Origin of the sequence: Sphingomonas sp. Leaf257 (genome assembly GCF_001422185.1) — a bacterium.
GTDB lineage: Bacteria > Pseudomonadota > Alphaproteobacteria > Sphingomonadales > Sphingomonadaceae > Sphingomonas > Sphingomonas yabuuchiae.
On sequence record NZ_LMMH01000036.1, the window covers coordinates 37,970 to 59,390 of the forward strand.

General features: G+C 67.3%; 17 protein-coding genes. 10 read left to right on the forward strand and 7 right to left on the reverse strand.

All coding sequences use genetic code 11. The features are described 5' to 3' along the window. Positions 1-187: 187 nt before the first annotated feature. Complete coding sequence (locus tag ASF14_RS19185; protein ID WP_056439124.1) at positions 188-2,236, reverse strand: phosphocholine-specific phospholipase C; 2,049 nt, start codon at positions 2,234-2,236, stop codon at positions 188-190. A gap of 313 nt (positions 2,237-2,549) precedes the next feature. Here ASF14_RS19185 and ASF14_RS19190 point away from each other — a divergent pair, with 313 nt between their 5' ends. The 7 genes from ASF14_RS19190 to ASF14_RS19220 all read left to right on the forward strand — a co-directional run bounded on the left by ASF14_RS19190 (position 2,550) and on the right by ASF14_RS19220 (position 11,433). Next, positions 2,550-3,401, forward strand: coding sequence for a TorF family putative porin (locus ASF14_RS19190; protein WP_056439127.1), 852 nt, complete (start codon positions 2,550-2,552; stop codon positions 3,399-3,401). 109 nt (positions 3,402-3,510) lie between these two features. After that, on the forward strand, positions 3,511-3,600 hold the full coding sequence (kdpF, locus tag ASF14_RS19195) for a K(+)-transporting ATPase subunit F (protein WP_037531783.1): 90 nt from the start codon (positions 3,511-3,513) through the stop codon (positions 3,598-3,600). A gap of 13 nt (positions 3,601-3,613) precedes the next feature. Further along, the gene (kdpA, locus tag ASF14_RS19200; protein ID WP_056439129.1) at positions 3,614-5,317 is read left to right on the forward strand and encodes a potassium-transporting ATPase subunit KdpA; all 1,704 of its coding nucleotides are present in this window, start codon (positions 3,614-3,616) and stop codon (positions 5,315-5,317) included. A gap of 15 nt (positions 5,318-5,332) precedes the next feature. Further along, a complete protein-coding gene (kdpB, locus tag ASF14_RS19205; RefSeq protein WP_056439132.1) occupies positions 5,333-7,369 on the forward strand; it encodes a potassium-transporting ATPase subunit KdpB in 2,037 nt (678 codons plus the stop codon). Positions 7,370-7,499: 130 nt separating this feature from the next. After that, on the forward strand, positions 7,500-8,072 hold the full coding sequence (gene kdpC / locus ASF14_RS19210) for a potassium-transporting ATPase subunit KdpC (protein WP_056439135.1): 573 nt from the start codon (positions 7,500-7,502) through the stop codon (positions 8,070-8,072). Further along, a complete protein-coding gene (locus ASF14_RS19215) occupies positions 8,069-10,750 on the forward strand; it encodes a sensor histidine kinase (RefSeq protein ID WP_056439138.1) in 2,682 nt (893 codons plus the stop codon). Before kdpC ends, ASF14_RS19215 begins: the two co-directional genes overlap by 4 nt. Continuing rightward, a complete protein-coding gene (locus ASF14_RS19220) occupies positions 10,750-11,433 on the forward strand; it encodes a response regulator transcription factor (protein ID WP_056439141.1) in 684 nt (227 codons plus the stop codon). Before ASF14_RS19215 ends, ASF14_RS19220 begins: the two co-directional genes overlap by 1 nt. A gap of 170 nt (positions 11,434-11,603) precedes the next feature. Here ASF14_RS19220 and map read toward each other — a convergent pair whose 3' ends face one another. The 6 genes from map to ASF14_RS19250 form a co-directional block, all read right to left on the reverse strand. Beyond that, positions 11,604-12,368 carry a type I methionyl aminopeptidase gene (gene map, locus ASF14_RS19225; protein ID WP_056439144.1) on the reverse strand — a complete coding sequence of 255 codons (765 nt, stop codon included), beginning with the start codon at positions 12,366-12,368 and terminating at the stop codon, positions 11,604-11,606. A gap of 1 nt (position 12,369) precedes the next feature. After that, positions 12,370-12,576 (reverse strand): ParD-like family protein, encoded by a 207-nt coding sequence (locus ASF14_RS19230; protein ID WP_056439147.1) that lies wholly within the window; start codon positions 12,574-12,576, stop codon positions 12,370-12,372. Positions 12,577-12,619: 43 nt separating this feature from the next. Continuing rightward, positions 12,620-12,979, reverse strand: coding sequence for a YbaN family protein (locus ASF14_RS19235; RefSeq protein WP_056439150.1), 360 nt, complete (start codon positions 12,977-12,979; stop codon positions 12,620-12,622). Positions 12,980-13,245: 266 nt separating this feature from the next. Beyond that, positions 13,246-15,354, reverse strand: a complete 2,109-nt coding sequence (locus ASF14_RS19240; RefSeq protein WP_056439153.1) for a S9 family peptidase — start codon at positions 15,352-15,354, stop codon at positions 13,246-13,248. 61 nt (positions 15,355-15,415) lie between these two features. Further along, the gene (nhaA, locus tag ASF14_RS19245; protein WP_056439441.1) at positions 15,416-16,582 is read right to left on the reverse strand and encodes a Na+/H+ antiporter NhaA; all 1,167 of its coding nucleotides are present in this window, start codon (positions 16,580-16,582) and stop codon (positions 15,416-15,418) included. A gap of 208 nt (positions 16,583-16,790) precedes the next feature. Next, positions 16,791-17,810: an alpha/beta fold hydrolase gene (locus tag ASF14_RS19250; RefSeq protein ID WP_056439156.1), complete on the reverse strand. Its 1,020-nt coding sequence runs from the start codon at positions 17,808-17,810 to the stop codon at positions 16,791-16,793. Positions 17,811-18,075: 265 nt separating this feature from the next. Here ASF14_RS19250 and ASF14_RS19255 point away from each other — a divergent pair, with 265 nt between their 5' ends. The 3 genes from ASF14_RS19255 to ASF14_RS19265 all read left to right on the forward strand — a co-directional run bounded on the left by ASF14_RS19255 (position 18,076) and on the right by ASF14_RS19265 (position 21,399). After that, positions 18,076-19,590 carry an MFS transporter gene (locus ASF14_RS19255; RefSeq protein WP_201780632.1) on the forward strand — a complete coding sequence of 505 codons (1,515 nt, stop codon included), beginning with the start codon at positions 18,076-18,078 and terminating at the stop codon, positions 19,588-19,590. 82 nt (positions 19,591-19,672) lie between these two features. Continuing rightward, complete coding sequence (locus tag ASF14_RS19260) at positions 19,673-20,440, forward strand: SDR family oxidoreductase (RefSeq protein ID WP_236697153.1); 768 nt, start codon at positions 19,673-19,675, stop codon at positions 20,438-20,440. Next, a complete protein-coding gene (locus tag ASF14_RS19265; protein WP_156361321.1) occupies positions 20,437-21,399 on the forward strand; it encodes a glycosidase in 963 nt (320 codons plus the stop codon). Before ASF14_RS19260 ends, ASF14_RS19265 begins: the two co-directional genes overlap by 4 nt. The last annotated feature ends 22 nt before the right edge of the window (positions 21,400-21,421 follow it).

The following is a 21,421-nucleotide window of genomic DNA, read 5'->3' on the forward strand; positions in this document are numbered from 1 at the left end:
CGTATTCTACGCGGTCAAGATATGTTCTAAGACGGTCTTCCCAATCGGGGTAACGGACGATGCAGGGGAGGGGCGGGGGGTGGGGCGTTGCCGCAAGCGTGGCGTTCGTGGCGAGGCCCCACCCCAACCCCTCCCCTGAAGGGGAGGGGCTCAGCACAATTTGATTTAATGACGTCTTGCTCGAAGGTCAGGCGCGGAACGGATCGCTGACCGTCGCACGGCCGGGGCGGTCATGGCGTCCGGCCAGCCGCAGGCGATAATGCGGGTCGCCGGCGCGGGTCAGCGTCACATCGTACCAGCCAAGATCGGCGTCGAGCGACCAGCGGTGGCGACCGGGCCTCAGCGGGCGGGGTAAGGGCGGCGCCTTGCCGGGTTCGAGGCGGAGGATCGACAGGTCGTCCAGGCCGGGCGGGACGGTCAGGATCAGGCCATCGTCGCCGATGACGTGCTGCACATCGGCGGTTTCATCACGTCCGGCAAAATGACGGTGGAAGCCGTTCGGGCCGAGCACCCACAGGTCATGGGCGGTCGGCCACACATCCTCGATCTGCGTGCCTGCGGCCAGCACATAGCGGCGCGGCACCCGGTCGAGCGCGTGCCGGTCATAGACATGGAAGACCGCCCCCGCGCCCTCCGCCCGGAAGCGCAGCCGAGCGCCCGCCGGATCGACGATCCGTCGCACCTCAAGGCGATAGGGCAGGGGACGGGCGCGGCGGATGCCGGGTTCCTGGGCAGGCGCACCGGGCGAGGCGGGGGCCTGCGGACTGACCTGCCCCTTGATCGCGGCGGCGCGGACCGCCTGCTCGCGCAGATCGGGCAGGCTGGGCGTCGCGGTATCGCTCCCGGCAAAGTCGAACGCGCTGGTCAGGTCGCCGCACACCGCGCGCCGCCAGGGCGCGATATTGGGTTCGTGAAAGCCGAAGCGTGTCTCCAAGAAACGGATAACGCTGCTGTGGTCGAACGCTTCCGAATTGACCCAGCCGCCCCGGCTCCAGGGCGAGACGACATACATGGGCACGCGCGGGCCCAGGCCATAGGGGCGGCCGCGATAGGCGGGCTTGTCGACATCCGCGTCTCCGGTCGAGGCCATGTCATGATAGGCCCCCGCCAGATCGACCGTCGACCCGCCCAGCGCTTTGCCATCGGGCCCGCGCGACGGCGGGGCGGGCGGCGGGACATGGTCGAAAAAGCCGTCATTCTCGTCGAACATCACGAACAGCGCGGTGCGCGCCCACACCTTCGGATCGGCGGTCAGCGCGTCGAGCAGTTCGGCGGTATAGGCCGCGCCCTGGGCCGGACTGGAGGGGTTGGGATGCTCCGACCCGGCGGCGGTGGCGATGACATAGGACACCTGCGGCAAGCGCCCGGCCAGCACATCGGCCTTCAACGCGTCCAGCCCGCGCGTGGTCAGCGCCCGGTCCTTCAGCGCCGGATCGCCGCGCCCGTGATACGCCTCGCGATAGGTGTGGAAGCCGACCAGCGGGTTGTCGGTGAAATTGTCGGCCATGTCCTGATAGATGCGCCAGTCGATCCCCGCCGCCTGCATCCGTTCCGGCACGGTGGTCCAGCGATAGGGATCGGCCGCACCGCCATTCTCGGCGAAGCTGTCATGCGAATTGCCGATCGCCGGGCCGCCCGCCTGGCCGCCAGGGTCGTTGGTGCCGGTCCACAGGAACAGCCGGTTGGTATTGGTCCCCGTCTGCACCGCGCAGTGATAGGCGTCGCAGAGGGTGAAGGCCTCGGCCAGCGCGAACTGGAAGGGCAGGTCGGCGCGGGCATAATGACCCATGGCGCGCTGGTGCTTGGCTTCGGGCCAGTGCGCCATGCGGCCCTCGTCCCAGGCGGCCTGCGCATCGGGCCAGGTATGCGGCGTGCCTTCCATGCGCATCAGGGCGAATTCTTTGTCGGTGTCGAGGTGGAAGGGCGAGACGAGGCGGGGGCCGCCTTCGGCCTTGCGGTCCAGTTGCTGCCAGACGCTGCGGGGTTCGCCGTCCGATGACGCCACCGGGATGGGAAAGCGGTCCCCGAACCCGCGCACGCCGCGCATTGTGCCGAAATAATGATCGAAGCCGCGATTTTCCTGCATCAGGATGACGACATGCTCGACGTCGCGGATCGTGCCGGTCCGCCGGTCGGGCGCGATGGCGGCGGCGCGGGCGATCGCCGGGGGCAGGGCGGCGGCACCGGTCAGGGCGGCACCGGCGGAGAGGAGGGAGCGGCGGGAGAAGGTGACCATGTCCCGCCATGGCCGAGATCGTTGACGTTTTGGTGACGCCGTTCTCTTCCTCCCCTGCAAGGGGAGGTGGCGCGCGCAGCGCGTCGGAGGGGTGTCCCGCTTGGTGAAGTTTCGCCACCCTCGCGACCGGTGACACCCCTCCACCAGCTTCGCTGGTCCCCCTCCCCTTGCAGGGGAGGAATGTGAGAAGTCACTATACGCCGTCTATATGCGAAACCGGGGGATCGCCCTCGAATTGCTACGCCCCTCGGGCCTAATTGCTCGGCCCTGGAGGTCGCCCACTCATCCCGGCGACCTGTCCATAGGGGCATATATGAAGACCATCACCTTTTGCGCCGCCACGGCGCTGTTCGCGCTTCCGGCCGCCGCATCGGCGCAGACCGCCGAGACCGCACCGCCGTCGCCCGTCACCGTCAGCGGATCGGCCTCGATCGTCTCCGACTATCGCCTGCGCGGCATTTCGCAGTCGGACGAGCATATGGCGGTGCAGGCGGGCATCACGGCGACCCATGAGAGCGGCGTCTATGTCGGCACCTGGGCGTCGAACCTGGCGGGGTGGGGCACGTTCGGCGGCGCGAACATGGAGCTGGACCTGATCGGCGGGTACAAGACCAAGATCAGCCCGACCGGCACGCTGGACGTCGGGTTGACCTGGTACATGTATCCGGGCGGCGCGAACAAGACCGACTATGCCGAGCCCTTCGCCAAGCTGTCGGGCACGACCGGTCCGGTCTCGCTGACCGCCGGTGTCGCCTATGCGCCCAAGCAGCAGGCGATCGGCAAATGGTACAACAACGGCGCCAGCGCGGCGGCGGGCGTCTATGACCGTCCCGGCGCGAAGAGCGACAATCTCTATGTCTGGGGCGACGGCGCGGCGGCGATCACCGGCACGCCGTTCACCGCCAAGGCGCATATCGGCCATAGCTGGGGCATGGATGGCCTCGGCCCCAACGCCACCGCCCCGACGCCGACCGGCGACTATTGGGACTGGTCGCTGGGCGCGGACACGAGCTGGCATAACCTGACGCTGGGTCTGGCCTGGGTCGACACCAGCATTTCCGATCGCAAAGCCGCCTATCTGCGGCCGAGCTTCAGCAAGGGCCAGGACGGCACCGGCAATATCGCGGGCAGCACCTTCCTCGCCACCCTCACCGCCGGTTTCTGAGGAGCATCGCACATGGACGATCTGATCTGGTTGCTGGTCATGGCGGGGCTGGTCGCGGCGACGCTCGCCTATGCCCGCCTGTGCGACCATGCGTGAGGAGGGCTGAGCCATGACCCTCGACCTATGGCTGGCGGCGCTGACCGCGCTCGGCCTTCTCGTCTATCTGGTGGCGGTGCTGATCCGCCCCGAACGCTTCTGAAGGAGGCGGCACCATGACGCTTCAAGGATGGGCCCTGATCCTGGGCTTCGTCGCGATCCTGCTCGCACTGACCAAGCCGGTCGGCGCGTGGCTGTTCGCGCTCTATGAGGGGCGGCGCACGCCCCTGCATGTCGCACTCGGTCCGGTCGAGCGCGGTTTCTACAAGATGGCGGGCATCGACCCGAACGCGCAGCAGGGCTGGCGCCGCTATGCGCTGCACATGCTGATCTTCAACGTTGCGTTGATGGTCTTCACCTATGCGGTGCTGCGCCTGCAATTCTACCTGCCCGGCAATCCGCAGGGGCTGGCCGGACTGACCCCGCATCTGGCGTTCAACACCGCGATCAGCTTCACCACCAACACCAACTGGCAAAGCTATGGCGGCGAGTCGACCATGTCGAACCTGTCCCAGATGCTCGGCCTGACCATCCACAACTTCCTGTCGGCGGCGACCGGCATCGCGCTGGCCTTTGCGTTGTTCCGGGGTTTTGCGGGGCGCGAGACGAAGCATCTCGGCAACTTCTGGGCCGATGTCACGCGCATCACCCTGTACCTGCTGCTGCCGCTTTGCGTCGTCTACACCCTGTTCCTGATCGCCAGCGGCGTGCCGCAGACCATGGCCGGTGTCGTCAATATCGACACGCTGGAGGGCGTGCGCCAGTCGATCCTGCTCGGCCCCGTCGCCAGCCAGGAAGCGATCAAGATGCTCGGCACCAATGGTGGCGGCTTCTACAATGCCAACAGCGCGCATCCGTTCGAGAACCCGACCGCGCTGGTCAATTTCGTCCAGATGCTGTCGATCTTCGTCATCGGCTTCGGCCTGACCTGGTGCTTCGGCAAGGCGGTTGGCAATACGCGGCAGGGCTGGGCGATCCTGTCGGCGATGATCCTGCTGTTCCTGGGCGGCGCGGCCGTCTGTTACTGGGCGGAAGCGGCGGGCAACCCCGTGCTGCACCAGCTGGGCGTCGCGGGCGGCAACATGGAGGGCAAGGAGGTCCGCTTCGGCGTCGCCGCCTCGGCCCTGTTCGCGGCCGTCACCACGGCGGCGTCGTGCGGCGCGGTCAATGCGATGCATGACAGCTTCACCGCGCTGGGCGGCATGATCCCGCTGTTCAACATGCAGCTGGGCGAGGTCGTCATCGGCGGCGTCGGCGCTGGCATCTACGGCTTTCTGCTGTTCGCCATCCTGGCCGTGTTCGTCGCAGGCCTGATGGTCGGTCGTACGCCGGAATATGTCGGCAAGAAGATCGAAAGCCGCGAGGTGAAACTCGCCGTCCTCGCCATCGCCGTCCTGCCGCTGTTCATCCTCGGCCTGACCGCCTTGTCGTGCGTCACGGGGCAGGGGCTGGCGGGGCCGCTCAACAAGGGGCCGCATGGTTTCGGCGAAATCCTGTACGCCTTCACCAGCGCGGTCGCGAACAACGGTTCGGCCTTTGGTGGCCTGACCGCCGCGACCCCCTGGTATGATGGCCTGTTGGGCGTCGCCATGTGGGTGGGCCGCTTCTTCATCATCGTGCCGATGCTCGCCATTGCCGGAAGCCTCGCCGCGAAGAAGCATGTCCCCGCCTCGGCCGGGTCCTTCCCGACCACGGGTGTGCTGTGGGTCGGTCTGCTCGTCGGCATCGTGCTGGTGCTGGGCGGCCTGACCTTCCTGCCGAGCCTCGCCCTTGGTCCCATCGCCGATCATCTCGCGATGATCCGCGGTCAACTCTTCTGATCGGGAGCGCCATTCATGGCCAATTCCCCTACCAAGAGCCTGTTCACCGCCGAGCTGGTGCTCCCGGCGATCAAGGCCTCGTTCGTCAAACTCAATCCGCGCGAGCTGATCCGCAACCCGGTGATGTTCGTGACCGCCGTGGTCGCCGCCCTTCTGACCGTCCTGCTCGTCGTCGGACATGACGGGCTGACCACCGGCTTCAAGCTGCAACTGGTCGTCTGGCTGTGGCTGACCGTGTTGTTCGGCACTTTTGCCGAGGCCCTGGCGGAAGGGCGCGGCAAGGCGCAGGCGGCCTCGCTTCGCGCTGCCAAGGCCGAACTCACCGCCAAGCGGTTGAAGGGCGCTGGCCATGAGTGGGAGAATGTTCCCGCCAGCGCGCTGAAGATCGGCGACGTGGTGCTGGTCGAGACCGGCGACCTGATCCCCTCGGACGGCGAAGTCGTGGCGGGTGTGGCGAGCGTCAACGAAGCTGCGATCACCGGCGAGAGCGCGCCCGTCATCCGCGAGGCGGGTGGCGACCGTTCGGCGGTGACGGCGGGCACCCGCGTCATATCGGACGAAATCCGAGTGCGCGTCACCGTCAATCCGGGCCAGGGTTTCCTCGACCGCATGATCGCCCTAGTCGAGGGGGCCGAGCGGCAGAAGACGCCGAACGAGGTGGCGCTGACCATATTGCTCGTCGGGCTGACCATCATCTTCCTGATCGCGGTCGGCACCATTCCGGGCTTCGCGTCCTTCGCGGGCGGCAGCATCCCGGTGGCGATCCTGGCGGCGCTGCTGATCACGCTGATTCCGACGACCATCGCCGCGCTGCTGTCGGCGATCGGTATCGCGGGCATGGACCGTCTGGTCCGCTTCAACGTGCTCGCCAAGTCGGGCCGTGCGGTCGAGGCGGCGGGCGACGTCGACGTGCTGCTGCTTGACAAGACGGGCACCATCACCATCGGCGACCGTCAGGCGAGCGAGTTCCGCGCCGTCGGCGGCTCGGATGTCGATGCGCTGGCCGAGGCGGCGCTGATGGCCAGCCTCGCCGACGAAACGCCCGAAGGCCGCTCGATCGTCGTCCTGGCGCGCGAGCAGTTCAAGGTGTCGGTCGCCAGCCTGCCCGCCAATGCCGAGATCATCCCCTTCACCGCCCAGACCCGCATCTCGGGCGTGAGGATCGGTGATCGGCTGATCCAGAAGGGCGCGGTCGACTCGATCCTGCGCGCCCATCCGGGCGCGGGTGAGACGGCGGCCGCGACCCAGCTGCGTCGCATCACCGACGAGATCGCGCGGGCGGGCGGCACCCCGCTGGCGGTGGCGGAAAATGGCCGGTTGCTCGGCGCCATCTTCCTGAAGGATGTGGTCAAGGCGGGCATCCGCGAGCGCTTCGGCGAACTGCGTCGCATGGGCATCCGCACGGTGATGATCACCGGCGACAACCCCCTGACCGCCGCCGCCATCGCCGCCGAGGCGGGCGTGGACGACTTCCTCGCCCAGGCGACGCCGGAGGACAAGCTGGCGCTGATCCGTCAGGAGCAGCAGGGCGGCAAGCTGGTCGCGATGTGCGGCGACGGCACCAACGATGCGCCGGCACTGGCGCAGGCGGATGTCGGCGTCGCGATGAACACCGGCACCCAGGCCGCGCGCGAGGCAGGCAACATGGTCGATCTGGACAGCGATCCGACCAAGCTGATCGAGGTCGTCGGCCTCGGCAAACAGTTGCTGATGACGCGCGGGGCGCTGACGACCTTCTCGGTCGCAAATGACGTGGCGAAGTATTTCGCGATCATCCCGGCGATGTTCGTGGCGCTCTATCCGGGGCTCGGCGTGCTGAACGTCATGGGTCTGGCGACGCCGCAATCGGCAATCCTGAGCGCGATCATCTTCAACGCGCTGATTATCCCGCTGCTCGTGCCGCTGGCGCTGAAGGGCGTCGCCTACAAGCCGATGGGGGCGGGGCCGCTGCTGGCCCGCAACCTCGCCGTCTATGGCCTGGGCGGCCTGATCGCGCCGTTCGTCGGCATCAAGATCATCGACCTTGTGGTCGGTGGCCTCGGCCTCGCGTGAATTGAGGGCAAAAGCCCCTCCCCTTCAGGGGAGGGGTTGGGGTGGGGCGTCGCCGCGAACGAAGCGCTTGTGGGAACGCCCCACCCCCTACCCCTCCCCTGAAGGGGAGGGGCTTGAGGAAGGAAATATCATGAACACGGACATTACCTCCGCATTTCGGCCCGCGATCGTCATGACGATCCTGTTCGCGATCCTGCTCGGCTTGGTCTATCCTCTGGCGATGACCGGCATCGGACAGGCGATCTTCCCGCATCAGGCGAATGGCAGTTTGGTCGAGGCGAATGGCCGGGTGATCGGCTCCGAGATCGTCGGACAGGCGTTCGTCAGCGACCGTTACTTCCAGACGCGCCCGTCGGCGGCGGGCAAGGGCTATGACGGGCTGGCCTCGTCGGGTTCCAACCTGGGGCCGACCTCGCAGGCACTGGCCGACCGGGTGAAGGCCGATGTCGCCAAGCGTCGTGCCGAGGGCGTGATGGGCGGGATACCTGCCGACCTCGTCACCACCAGCGGTTCGGGCCTCGACCCCGATCTGTCGCCCGAAGCCGCGCTGGCGCAAGTCTCGCGTGTCGCCCGCGTCCGGGGGCTGGGTGTCGAGCAGGTTCGTGCGCTGGTCGTCGCCAAGACCGAGGACTCGGTGCTGGGTGACCCGCATGTCAACGTCCTCGCCCTCAATCGCGCACTGGACGCCGCTTCCAAGCGATGACGGCAGGCGAGCCGCGCCCCGATCCCGACGCCTTGCTGCGCGCCGTCGAGCGCGAGGGGCGCGGCCGCCTGAAAATCTTCCTCGGGGCGGCACCCGGCGTCGGCAAGACGTTCGAGATGCTGTCCGAGGGCGCCGCCCGCCGCCGTGACGGCGTCGATGTCGTCGTCGCGGTGGTCGAAACCCATGGCCGGATCGAGACCGAGGCGCTGGTCCGGGGGCAGGAGGTCATGCCGCGCCGTGCCGTACCCTATGAGGGGCGGACGCTGCACGAGATGGACATCGATGCGGTCCTGGCCCGCGCGCCCCGCCTCGCGCTGGTCGACGAACTGGCGCACACCAATGCGCCGGGCAGCCGCCATCCCAAACGCTATCAGGATGTCGAGGAGCTGCTGGCGGCGGGGATCGACGTCTATTCCACCGTCAACATTCAGCACGTCGAGAGCCTGAACGACGTCGTCGCCAGCTTCACCCGTGTCCGCGTGCGCGAGACGGTGCCCGACCGCATCCTGGAGGCCGCCGAGATCGAGGTGGTCGACATCCCACCCGACGAACTGATTGAGCGGTTGAAGGCGGGCAAGGTCTATCTGCCGCAGGAAGCGACGCGCGCGCTGTCGCATTTCTTTTCCAAGTCCAACCTGTCGGCGTTGCGGGAACTGGCGCTCCGGCGGGCGGCGCAGGCGGTCGATGCGCAGATGCTCGACCATGTGCGGTCGCTGGGCGTCGGCGGACAATGGGCGGCGGGCGAGCGGCTGGTCGTCGCGGTCAGCGAACTGCCCGGTGCCGACGAACTGGTCCGCGCCGCCAAGCGCGCGGCGGATGCGCTCCGCGCGCCATGGACCGCCTTGTTTATCGACACGCCGCGCACCGCGACCCTGGGCGAGGCGCAGCATCGGCGGCTGGCCGCGACGATGACGCTGGCGACGCAGCTGGGTGCGGCGGTCGCGACCGTGCCCGCGCCCAGCGTCGTCGAGGGTATCCGCGCCTTCCTTGCCGACGCCCGCGCCACGCAGCTGGTCGTCGGCAAGGCCAAGCGCTCGCGCTGGTTCGAGCTGAGGCACGGCTCGGTTGTCGACCGGCTGGTGCGCGAGACGCCGGGCGTCACCGTCCATGTTCTGCCCGTCGGCGAAGCGCCGGTCGAGCGCGAGCGGACCCGCCGGCGCGGGCAATGGGGCTTACCCATCGGCTATGGGCTGACGCTGCTCGGTGTGGCGGCGGTGACGGCGCTGGCGAGCGCGCTGTTCCACATCCTGAACCTCGGCAATGTCGCTTTGCTCTATCTGTTGCCGGTCATGGCGGCGGCGAGCCTCTATGGCCTGCGCACGGGCTTGTTTGCGGGACTGGCGTCGAGCCTGGCCTATAACTTCTTCTTCCTGCCCCCCGTAGGCACGCTGAGCGTCAGCAATCCCGAAAACGTCATCTCGATCTTCGTCCTGTTGGGTGTCGCGGTCGCGACCAGCCAGTTGACCTCGCGCGTGCGGGCGCAGGCCGATCTCGCAGCGGCAAGTGCGCGAGACAATGCGACGCTGGCTGGCTTCCTCCACCGCCTGAGTGGTCTGGCCGACCCGGCCGAGGCGTCGCGTGTCATTTGCGAAGACATCGCCAGGCTGTTCGACGTGCAGGCGGTGTTGCTCACCCCGTCGCCCGCCGGGCTGGCGGTACAGGCGGCGACCAAACCCGATTACCGGCTGGAGACGATGGAGATGGCGGCCGCCCACTGGGCATTCGACACCGGCACGCCCGCGGGCAAGGGTTCGGCGACGCTGGCCGCGTCCGAATGGCTGTTCCAGCCGTTAAAGGCGGGCAACCGGACGCTCGCCGTGTTGGGGCTGGCGCGGGAGGCCGGGGGCGAGCCGGTGCGTGCCGACCGCCTGCCTTTGTTGACCGGATTGATCGACCAGGCCGCGCTAATCCTCGAACGGCTGCGGCTGGAGGCGGAGGTGCGCGACGTCGATGCGGTGCGTACTCGCGACCGGCTCCGGGCGGCACTGTTGTCTTCGGTCAGCCATGATCTGCGCACGCCGCTGACTGCCGTGATGGCCGCCGCCGCGCAACTGCGGCAGGGCGCGACGCCCGAGCTGATTTCGACCATCGAGGGGGAGGCGGCGCGGCTCAATCGCTTCGTCGCCAATCTGCTCGACATGGCGCGGGTCGAGGCGGGGGCGCTCAAGCTGAAGATCGAGGCGATCGACCTGAGCGATGCCGTGACCGGCGCGGCGCATGATGCCCGCCGCGCGCTGGAGGGGCATTCGGTACGCCTCGACGTGCCGCCCGACCTGCCTTTGGTCCGCGCCGATCCGCAGCTGCTGCATCATTGCCTGCTCAACCTGCTCGACAATGCCGGGCGCTATGGCGATCCGGGGACCGAGATCGTGATCGAGGGGCGGCACCGCCACGGCACCTTGCGCCTGTCAGTGCTCGACCATGGCCCCGGCCTGCCGCCCGGCCGTGAAGCGGAAGTGTTCGAGACGTTCCGGCGGCTGGAAGGCTCGGACCGGGTGGCGGGCGGCACGGGTCTCGGCCTCGCCATCGTCAAGGCCTTTGCCGAGGCCATGGGTCTGGGCGTAGAGGCGGGCAACCGCGAGGATGGCGAGGGCGCGGCCTTCGCGCTCTGTTTCCCGCGCGACCATATTATGCGCGACCTTGTCATGTGTGATGGGGTGCCGGAGGGAATGGCCTGATGCCCGCGACAATCCTGGTGGTGGACGATGAGGTCGCGATCCGTCGCCTGCTGCGCAACACGCTGGAGCAAGCAGGGCATCTGGTGGTCGAGGCGCGCGACGGACGCGATGCGCTGGCGCGCGCGGCGGCGGACCATCCCGATGCGGTGCTGCTCGACCTGGGGCTGCCCGACCGCGACGGGCTGAGCCTGATCCCGCTGTTGCGCGGGGCGGAGCGGGTGATCCTGGTCGTCTCGGCGCGCGAGGCGACTGAGGAGAAGGTCGCCGCGCTCGATCTGGGCGCGGACGATTATGTCACCAAGCCGTTCGACACGGACGAATTGCTGGCGCGGCTGCGCGTGGCGTTACGGCACCGGCGCGCGGCGGAGGCGGCGCCGAGCGTGGTGAAGACCGGCGATCTGGCGATCGACCTCGACCGGCGGGTGGTGACGCGGGGTGGTGAGGAACAGCATCTGACGCGCAAGGAATATGACGTGCTGGCGGTGCTGGCGCGCCATCCTGGCCGGGTGGTGACGCATGACAAGATCATCGATGCCGCCTGGGGCGGGGACGAGGACCCGCGTATCGATTATCTGCGCATCGTGGTGCGCAACCTGCGCCAGAAGCTGGAAGCGCCACAGCCGGTCGGGAGTGTCATCGCGAACGAGCTGGGGGTGGGGTATCGGTTGCGGGTGGAGGGGTAAGAGCGCCTTGTTCCCCGGCGAAGGCCGGGGCCCAGTCGCCACGAAAGTCGAAGCGCGCGAGACAATGCGGGGGAGGCCATAGCGAGCGCTCGGCATAGGCCTCCCACGCATCGCCCCGCGCGCCTCATGCGTCACCGAAACTGGGCCCCGGCCTTCGCCGGGGAGCGGATTCAGCCTATTTTCTCCCCCGTCCGCAGGGTCAGCACCTCGACCCCGGTCTTCGTCACCGCGACCGTATGCTCGAATTGGGCGGACAGTTTTCCGTCATCGGTCACGACCGTCCAGCCGTCATCGCTGGTCGACACCTTGCGCGTGCCCTGGTTGATCATCGGCTCGATGGTGAAGGTCATGCCCTCGCGCAGCGGCACGCCCGTGCCCGGACGCCCGAAATGCATCACGTCCGGGGCCTCGTGCATCTCGCGCCCGATGCCGTGGCCGCAATAGTCGCGGACCACCGAATAGCCGTTCGCCTTGGCATGTTTCTCGATCGCCGCGCCGACATCGCCCAGTCGCGCGCCGGGGCGCACCTGGCGGATGCCTTTCCACATCGCTTCCTGCGTCACGCGGACCAGCCGCCTCGCGCCCGGCGACACCTCGCCGACCAAATAGGTCTTGCTTGAATCCGCGATGAAGCCGTTCTTTTCCAGCGTGATGTCCAGGTTGACGATATCGCCGTCCGTGATCACGTCCTCCGCGCTCGGCACGCCGTGGCAGACGACCTGGTTGATCGAGCTGTTGAGCACATAGGCAAAGCCGTACTGCCCCTTGCTCGCGGGCCGCGCGGACAGGTCGTGGGTGATATAACGCTCGACCAGATCGTTGATCGCCAGCGTCGACATGCCGGACAGGCTTACGCCGTCGAGCATCTCGAACACCTGCGCCAGCAAGCGCCCGGAGACGCGCATCAGCGCCAGTTCCTCTGCCGTCTTCACCATGTCAGGCGACCAGCGGTTGCGGCAGGGGGAAATCGGCGGCGGCCATCTGCGCCTTTACGATCTCGTGGAAGGTCAGCGTCGGATTGGCCTCGGCCAGCATGCCCATCTTCATCCAGAATTCCGCCTGCGCGTTGATCGAGCGGCACATGACCGTGCTGGCGCGGCGAATTTCTTCGTGAAGCTGGTCGTCGATTTTTACTATACCCATATATGAAGCGTATATGGTCCGTATATTGATTGTGCAAGCGGGATCAGGCGGTCGGGCGGGTCAGGACAAAGGCTGCGCAGCCCGCCATGACGGCGGCGACCAGCAGCGCCAATGGCCAATGCGGGCGTGCCCCCAGCAGGAACAGGCCATAGCCCAGCGTCATTCCGCCGCACGCCATGGCCTTGCCCCGGCGACCGATCGCGCCGTCCTGCCGCCATGCGCGCAGGGTCGGGCCGAAGCGGGGATGGTCGAGTAACCACGCCTCCAGCCGGGGCGAAGAGCGCGCGAAACAGCCTGCCGCCAAGATCAGGAAGATCGTCGTCGGCATCAGCGGAAGGATCGCCCCGATCACGCCGAGCGCGACGAACAGGCACCCCAGGATGAGCCAGCCGAGCCGTATCATATGTGATGCGTAGCGGGGTGTGGGGGTGGGGGGAAGGGTTCTATCCTTGACCGGTATCGCTTAGGGCTATTCCCTCCCCCAGCCCAGTTTCAGGTAAACGATGCCCCGCATCGTTTAGGTCATGCCGGGGGCATGACCGACTTGAAACTCGCCTGCGGGAGGGGAGTAAGAAGAGCATTTGCTCGCCACGCGTACCTTACGAACTCCCCTCCCGCAGGCGGGAGGGGCTGGGGGAGGGCAGGCCGCAAGGGCTGAAACCTCGGAAATTACGAACCAGCCACCCCCAGCTGCGACAGCATGAACGCCTGCCACTCCGCATTCTGCCGTATCCGCTCGAACCGCCCCGACTTGCCGCCATGCCCGGCCTCCATGTTGACCCGGAACAGCAGCGGATTGGCGTCGGTCTTTTTGGCGCGCAGCCGGGCGACCCATTTGGCGGGCTCGTAATATTGCACCTGGCTGTCCCACAGGCCGGTGCCGACATAGAGCGCCGGATAGGCTTTGCCTGCGACATTGTCGTAGGGCGAGTAGCTGAGCATATAATCGTAATAGGGCTTGTTCGCGGGATTGCCCCATTCGTCATATTCGAAGGTCGTCAGCGGGATCGAGGCGTCGAGCATCGTCGTGACCACATCGACGAACGGCACCTGCGCGATGATCAGCTTGTAATCCTGCGGCGCCATGTTCGCGACACCGCCCATCAGCAGTCCGCCCGCACTGCCGCCCATCGCCGCCACTCGGCCGGGCGCGGCATATTTCTGCGCGACCAGATAGCGGGTGACGTCGATAAAGTCGGTGAAGCTATTCTTCTTGTTGAGCAGATGGCCGTCATCATACCAGCCGCGCCCCATTTCTTGCCCGCCGCGGATATGCGCAATGGCATAGACCACGCCCCGGTCGAGCAACCCGATCCGCCCCGCATCGACCGAGGGGTCGGTCGAGATGCCGTAACTGCCATAGGCATATTGGAAGAGCGGCGCGGTGCCGTCGCGCCTTACGCCCTTGCGATAGACGATCGACACCGGGATGCGCGTCCCGTCGCGGGCGGGTGCCCAGACCCGTTCGGTGACATAGAGCGCCGGGTCGTAGCCGGGGACCGGCGTCACCTTCAGCGTCCGGCGCTCGCCGGTGCGAGCGTTGATCTCATAGGTCGTGGTCGGCGTCACCAGCGAGCCATAGGTATAGCGGACCCAAAGCGTGTCCGGCTCTTCGTTGGTGGACAGGCCCATGCGATAGGCGGGCTCGTCCGCCTTAACGGGCACGGACTTGCCCGCATCGGTCAGCAGGCGGATCATCCGGTTGCCGCCCTCGCGCTGGTCGATCGCGACGAAGCCGTTGAACGGCTTGAACGCCTCGATGAACACGGCGTCGCTACCGGGCACCAGGTCGCGCCAGGCGGCGGTCCTCCTGGCCATGTCGGCATCGGCCAGCGTCACCAGCTTGTAGTTCTTTGCGCCGCGATTGGTGCGGATGATCCAGCGATGACCCAGATGGTCGGCGCTGTAACGGAACTCGCGTTCACGCGGCGCGATGACGGTGAAGGCGGTCGGCCGGGCGGCGGGGGCACAGCGTTGCTCGTCGCTGACCGTGCTCTGGACGCCGATACAGATATAGCGGTCGTCGGTCGTCCGGCCGACGCCGATGCTGAAGGTGTCGTCCTTCTCCTCGTACAGCATCCGGTCGGCGCTGACCGGCGTGCCCAACACATGTGCCATCGCACGATAGCCGCGCAGCGTCGTGGGGTCCTTGGCGATGTAGAGGATGGTGCGATTGTCCGCCGCCCAGACGATGTTCGGCTCGATATTCGTGATCGTGTCTTCGTAAATGCGCCCGGTCGCGATATCCTTGACCTTCAGCACATATTGCCGCCGCCCGACCGTGTCCTCGGCCCAGGCGACCAGCCTGTTGTCGGGGCTGACCGCCCAGTCGGACAGCGCGAAGAAATTGTGGCCCTTCGCCATGGCGGGCTGGTCGAACAACATGGTGGCGGGCGCGGTGGCGCTGCCCCGGCGGCGTTCGATCAGCGGATAGTCGGCACCGGTCGCGAAGCGCGACGAATACCAATATCCGTTCTTGCGGTACGGAACGCTGCTGTCATCCTGTTTGATATGGGCGACCGTCTCTGCATAGAGTTTCGCCTCGAGCGGTTTCAGCGCGGCCAGTTGCGCATCGGCATAGGCATTCTCGGCATTCAGATAGGCGAGCATCTCCGGGTTCTTCCGGGTATCGTCGCGCAGCCAGTAATATTCATCCTCCCGCGCGCCATGGGGCGAGGGGACCTGATAGGGTTTTTTCGCCGCGACCGGCGGCGTCATCTGTTGCGCCATCGCCGGGCTTGCCAGCGCCATCAAACCCGTTGCCGCCAGCCACCGCATCGCCGTCCCCCCCTCGTTCCGAAGTCGGCAGGATGGCGGTCCGGCTCGGCTCACGCAAGCGTCATCGGGCGGCCCGGCGCAGAAGCCCGTAACCGAGCAGCCCCGCCACCAGCGACCCCGCCAGCACACCCAGCTTGGCCTCCGCCTGGAGCAGCGGATCGCCGGGAAAGGCGAGCAGCGTGATGAAGATGCTCATCGTAAAGCCGATGCCGCAGAGGAGCGCGGTGCCCAGTATCTGGGTCGTCGTGGCATGGGCGGGGGCGTCGGCGACTCCGACGCGCACCGCCAGCATCGTCATGCCGAACACGCCGACGACCTTGCCGAGCAACAGCCCCAGCCCGACGCCCAGCGTGACCGGCGCGGCAAAGGCGCTCACCGGCAATCCCAGCACCGGCACTCCGGCATTGGCCAGCCCGAAGATCGGCACGATCAGGAAACCGACCGGCTTGTGCAGTGCATGTTCCAGCCGGTGGAGCGGACTGTCGCGCGTATCGTCCTCGCAATCGGGCCGGGCCGGGGTACGGGTCATCGGGATGGTGAAGGCCAGCAGGACACCCGCAATGGTGGCATGGATGCCCGACCGGATCATGAAGATCCACAGGACCAGCCCAATGAGCAGATAGGGCGACAGCCGCTTCACGCCCATCCGGTTGAACGCCACCAGCAACGCCAGCATCGTGGCCGCGCCGCCCAGATCGACCAGCGACAGCGACGAGGAGTAAAAGGCCGCGATCACCGCGACCGCGCCCAGATCGTCGATGATCGCCAGCGCCGCCAGAAAGACGCGCAGCGACGCCGGAACCCGGTCGCCGACCAGCCGGATGACGGCCAGCGCAAAGGCGATGTCGGTCGCCGCCGGGATCGCCCAGCCGGACGCGGTGCCACCGCGATTGAAGGCGAGATAGATCAGCGCGGGCACCACCATGCCCCCCAGCGCGGCCAGCCCCGGCAGGATCCGGCGCGGCCAGGTGGACAGCTGCCCGTCTAGCACCTCGCGCTTGATCTCCAGCCCGACCAGCAGGAAGAACACCGCCATCAGGCCGTCATTGATCCAATGCTCGACCGAAAGTGGCCCCCAATGCCGGTGAAGCAGTCCGGCATATCCGGCGGATAGCGGCGAATTGGCGAGGACCAGCGCGACGGCGGCGGCGGCCATCAGCACCATTCCGGCCGAGGTCTGGGAGTCGAGGAAACGACGGATCGCGCTGATGCGCATCGGGTGTGACATGGCCATGGCTCCGGCAGGACTGATCCTCGCTGGCGGCCCGACCAACGATCATCCTGTCCGTGACTTGTCCACGAACACCCTGGGGAGCGATGTCGCATGACGCAGGGAGTGGGGCAAGATTAATCCTCCCCGGTACGGGGAGGGGGACCAGCGAAGCTGGTGGAGGGGGCGTGCCGCTAGGGGCGGCCCATGGGGAAGCCCCCCTCCGTCAGCGCTCCGCGCTGCCACCTCGCCGTTCCGGGGAGGATTGTTCGTCCTCCCCGCGCCGTGTGCAGGCAAAGCCAATCGCCGCCGCCAACAGCCCTGCTGCCGCGACCCCGGCGGCGATCTTCCAATGGCTCTGATCCTCCTCGGTATCGACGAACAGCTCGATCAGGTGCCGCGTCACCGCCTCGGGATTCTCGCGCTGCGGGAAATGGCCGACGCTGGGCAGTTCGACCATCGTGAACGGCCCGCTGAACTTGCCCGGCACATCGCGCGCCGTGGAGGGCGGGTTCACCCCGTCAACCTCTCCGTGCAGATAGAGCGTCGGCAGCGCCAGCGTCTTCGTCGCCTTTACCCGGTCGGCCAGCCATGTTCCGCGCGGGTCGGGCTGCGCCTCGTCCCAGCGGGCTCGATAGCTGTGGATCGTCACGGCAGGCCAGTCGGGATTGTCGAAGGACTTGGCGACGCGGTTGAACGTCGCCTCGTCGAACCAGCCGGGCGGCGACCAGTTGAGCCAGTGGATATGGGCAAAGCCGCGCCGGTCGTCGCGCACTGCCTGTGCGCCGCGCCGGGTGGCCATGAACCAGTGATACCATTGCCGCTGCGCCTGATCGAAGGACGGGGTCGGCATGCCCCCCAGGCGCGGCGGCGTGCTGAGCATCGCCAGCCTGCGTACTCGTTCGGGCCAGCCCACGGCCAGCGCCTCGGCGATGTTGCTGCCCCAGTCATGGCCGGCGACCATGAACCGGTCGATGCCCAGCGCATCCATCAGCGCGATCGCATCCAATGCCAGGATCGCGCTGTCGCCGGTGCGGGGCGCGTGGTCATGGCGGAACCGCGTCGCCCCGAACCCGCGCAGGGTGGGCATGACGACGCGCAGGCCCGCTTGTGCCAGACGCGGCGCGACCCGGTCCCAGGTGGTCGCATCGTCCGGCCAGCCATGGAGCAGCAGGACGACGGGCGATTCCTCCGATCCGTACAGGTCGCAAGCGATGGAAAGATGGTCGGTGGTGATCGTCGGCATCGGCGGACAGGACCCTTTGCGTGGACCGTTTCCAAACTCGGGTGATTTGGCGCCGTTCCGTTCCTGTCCTGGCGATCGAGGCAATCCGGGCGGCGGGCGGGGCAGGTGGCGTATGAGAATGGCAGAAGGGTTCATTCCTCCCCTGCAAGGCGAGGAATGCGAAAATATTGGCCAGCATGGGCAAAACTTCGTCACGGGCCTTGATCGCAGGGGGCGCTATCGCGTTTTAGGACATTGGGGGTGCGCGATTGACGAATGGAATGACATGCGGTGGCGACGGCGTAACCTGGCTTCGATGAGTGCGGATGTGAATGATGGGCTGGCCCCCGGTGTCGAGGCGGTGACCAGCGGCGCCCCCCGTTCGGAAGAGCCGGTGCAGACCCGTGGCTACCGCGTCATCGCGCTCGTCGTCGCCTCCGCGCTGTTCATGCAGCAACTCGACGGCACCGTCCTGACCGTCGCGCTTCCCACCATGGCGCGCGATCTGGTGACCCCCGCCACCAGCCTCAGCCTGGCGCTGACCAGCTATCTGCTCGCGCTGGCGCTGTTCATTCCCGCCAGCGGGACGCTGGCCGACAAGTTCGGGTCGCGCACCATCTTCTGCTCGGCGATCGGGGTGTTCCTGCTCGGATCGATCCTGTGCGCGCAGTCGGGGTCGCTGCCCACATTGGTCGCCGCGCGTTTCCTGCAAGGCATTGGCGGCGCGATGATGGTGCCGGTCGGGCGGCTGGTCCTGCTGCGCAGCGTCGCCAAGGCGGACATGGTGCAGGCGCTGTCCTGGCTGGTCATGCCCGCGCTGATCGGGCCGATCCTGGGGCCGCCGCTGGGCGGGTTCATCGTGACGTGGCTCGACTGGCGCTGGATCTTCTATCTCAACATTCCGATCGGCATCATCGGCATGATCGGCGCGTGGATGCTGGTGCCCGAGGTGCGCGGCGATGCGCGGTTGCGGTTCGACGTGTCGGGCTTCTTCCTGTCGGGTATTTCGCTCGGCTGTCTGTTGTTCGGGTTCGAACTGGCGAGCCGACCCGGCACCGGCCTGGTCGCGATTGGCTTGTTGGTGATCGGCGTGGTCTTCGGATGGCTCTATATCCGCCATGCGCGGCATACGACCGACCCGATCCTCGACCCCACGCTGATGCGGGTGCCGACCTTTCGCCTGTCGGTGATCGGCGGTTCGCTGACCCGGATCACGCAGGGGGCGCAGCCCTTTCTGCTGCCGCTGATGTTCCAGCTCGGCTTCGGCCTCAGTGCCGCCAAGACGGGCACGATCACCATGGCGGGCGCGGTCGGTGCGCTGGCGATGAAGGCGCTCGCGCCGCGCGTCCTGCGCCGCTGGGGCTTTCGCCGCAGCCTGATCGTATCGGGTCTGGCGAGTAGTGCGGGTTATGCGACCTGTGCGTTCTTCAGCCCCGACTGGTCGATCCCGCTCATCACCTTCATCCTGGCGCTGTCGGGCTTCTTCACCTCGTTCCAGTTCACGGGCTTCAACGCGATCGCCTATGCCGATGTGGACAAGGACCGGATGAGTGCCGCGACCAGCTTCTATGCGACCTTCCAGCAACTGACCCTGTCGCTGGGCATCTGCACCGCCGCGACCGTGCTGGAGCTGGGTTCGCTGGTCGAGGGGAAGGGCGGGCCGACGCTGAACAGCTTCTCGGCGGCGTTCATCGTGGTGGCGATCATCTCGGCCTCGGCGGTCATCTGGAACCGGCGCTTCGCCCCCGATGCGGGCGCGGCGATGAGCGGACATCATGGACATGGAGATAGCGATGAATGACGGATTTTTAATGTCATTCCCGTTCAGCAACGATCCAGCATAGAAATCGTTACCGGCGTTCATCCCATATAGGAGAAGGCCGGTGGCAGCGCAGACGGTAATCGTGACGGGAGCCGAGTCCGGGATCGGCGCGGCCTGTGCCGAGGCGTTCGGCGCGACCGGAGCCAGGGTCGCGATCCTGTTCCACAGCGATCAGGGCGCCGCCGATATTTCCGCCGAGGCGGTGCGCAAGGCAGGCGGCGAGGCGATGACGGTGCAGGTCGGCGTCGATGACGAAGCCTCGGTCGACCAAGCCTTTGCCACCGTCGAGAAGGCGTGGGGCGCGGCCGACGTGCTGGTCAATTCCGCCGGGGTCAACATGGCGGGCGTTGCCGTCCGCAACATGACGCTGGCGCATTGGCAGCGGATGATCGACACCGACCTGACCGGTGCCTTCCTGACCTCGCGCCGCTTCCTGACCGGGCGGGGCGAGGCGAAGGGGGATGCGACGATCCTTCAGATTTCGTCGATCCACGCCTATGCGGTGCGCGCGGGCGGTGCGGATTATTGCGCGGCCAAGGGCGGGCTGACCACGCTGGTCGAGACGCTGGCCATCGAGGAGGCACCGCGCGGGGTCCGGGTGAACGCGATCGAGCCGGGCATGATCCTGACCCCGATGAACGCCAAGGCACAGGCCGATCCCGCCTATCGCGCCAGTCTGGAGAAGAACATCCCGATGGGCCGCGCGGGCAAGGCGTCGGAGGTCGCGGACCTGGCCGTCTTCCTCGCCTCCGACAAGGCACGCTACATCACCGGCGCGCGCATCGTCATCGACGGCGGCCTGTCGCTGATGCAGGCGCTCGGCGCATGACGGGGGCCGATGTGAACAGCTCGGTCGCCGATCCGCATCGCAAGGACCAGGTGGCCGATGCGCCGCTCGATTTGGACTTCAACGTCAAGCGGATCGAGGAGGTGACGCTCGACGGCCCGCCCGCGCTGATGGCCCGCGACCTGATGAGCCCCTATGTCTGGCGCGAGGCCGATGGCCGCTGGGGCATGATGGTCCGCGCCGTCGTGCCGCAGGGCGAGACGCTGACCGATACCGGCGTGATCTGGGCCGGGTGGAGCGAGGACGGGCGGCATTTCACGATGCTCGACACGCCGTCCATCGCGCCGGGGCCGGGCGAGCATGACGCGGGCGGGGTCGAGGACCCGACGGTCGTGCGTACCGACGATGGTTATATCGTCTATTATTCCGGCGTGTTGGCCGATCACGCGCATGGCGAGCTGTCCTATGCCGCCGGGCCGTCGATCGACCGGCTGGAGAAGAGCGGCGTCGCGCTCGCCTCCTCCAAGTCGGAGGGCAATACCAAGGAGGCGACGGTCGACCGGACGGCGGACGGGCGCTGGCGGCTGTTCTACGAATATGCCGCCGACGAGGCCTCGCGCATCGGCCTGGCCATCGGCGAGGATGTGGCGGGGCCATGGACCGAGCAGCCGACGCCCTTCATGCCGCGCGAGAAGAGCTGGGACGACTGGCATTTGTCGACCGGCCCGCTGCTGACCGACGACAAGAGCTGCCCGGTGATGTTCTACAATGGCGCGACCCGCGATGCGCGCTGGCGGATCGGCTGGGTCGCCTTCGACGAGCATTATACCCGCGTCGTCGCGCGCGGGATCGAGCCGCTGATCCTGCCGCCGCCCGCCGATGATCGCGGCGCGACCGACATCGCCTTCGCCGCCTCGGTCGTGGTCGCGGAGGATGGTATCTGGCTCTATTATTCGCTGGAGGACCGGCGACTGTCGCGAGCGCTGATCCGGCGCAGCTGAGCCGTCCCGTAAATGTCCTTGC

Bases quoted from the DNA above. Each gene is read 5' to 3' on its own strand.
- kdpC (WP_056439135.1), top strand. From the start codon at position 7,500: ATGAACACGGACATTACCTCCGCATTTCGGCCCGCGATCGTCATGACG.
- ASF14_RS19185 (WP_056439124.1), bottom strand. From the start codon at position 2,236: ATGGTCACCTTCTCCCGCCGCTCCCTCCTCTCCGCCGGTGCCGCCCTG.
- kdpB (WP_056439132.1), top strand. From the start codon at position 5,333: ATGGCCAATTCCCCTACCAAGAGCCTGTTCACCGCCGAGCTGGTGCTC.
- ASF14_RS19190 (WP_056439127.1), top strand. From the start codon at position 2,550: ATGAAGACCATCACCTTTTGCGCCGCCACGGCGCTGTTCGCGCTTCCG.
- kdpA (WP_056439129.1), top strand. From the start codon at position 3,614: ATGACGCTTCAAGGATGGGCCCTGATCCTGGGCTTCGTCGCGATCCTG.
- kdpF (WP_037531783.1), top strand. From the start codon at position 3,511: ATGACCCTCGACCTATGGCTGGCGGCGCTGACCGCGCTCGGCCTTCTC.
- ASF14_RS19235 (WP_056439150.1), bottom strand. From the start codon at position 12,979: ATGATACGGCTCGGCTGGCTCATCCTGGGGTGCCTGTTCGTCGCGCTC.
- ASF14_RS19215 (WP_056439138.1), top strand. From the start codon at position 8,069: ATGACGGCAGGCGAGCCGCGCCCCGATCCCGACGCCTTGCTGCGCGCC.
- nhaA (WP_056439441.1), bottom strand. From the start codon at position 16,582: ATGTCACACCCGATGCGCATCAGCGCGATCCGTCGTTTCCTCGACTCC.
- map (WP_056439144.1), bottom strand. From the start codon at position 12,368: ATGGTGAAGACGGCAGAGGAACTGGCGCTGATGCGCGTCTCCGGGCGC.
- ASF14_RS19230 (WP_056439147.1), bottom strand. From the start codon at position 12,576: ATGGGTATAGTAAAAATCGACGACCAGCTTCACGAAGAAATTCGCCGC.
- ASF14_RS19255 (WP_201780632.1), top strand. From the start codon at position 18,076: ATGCGGTGGCGACGGCGTAACCTGGCTTCGATGAGTGCGGATGTGAAT.
- ASF14_RS19220 (WP_056439141.1), top strand. From the start codon at position 10,750: ATGCCCGCGACAATCCTGGTGGTGGACGATGAGGTCGCGATCCGTCGC.
- ASF14_RS19240 (WP_056439153.1), bottom strand. From the start codon at position 15,354: ATGCGGTGGCTGGCGGCAACGGGTTTGATGGCGCTGGCAAGCCCGGCG.
- ASF14_RS19265 (WP_156361321.1), top strand. From the start codon at position 20,437: ATGACGGGGGCCGATGTGAACAGCTCGGTCGCCGATCCGCATCGCAAG.
- ASF14_RS19250 (WP_056439156.1), bottom strand. From the start codon at position 17,810: ATGCCGACGATCACCACCGACCATCTTTCCATCGCTTGCGACCTGTAC.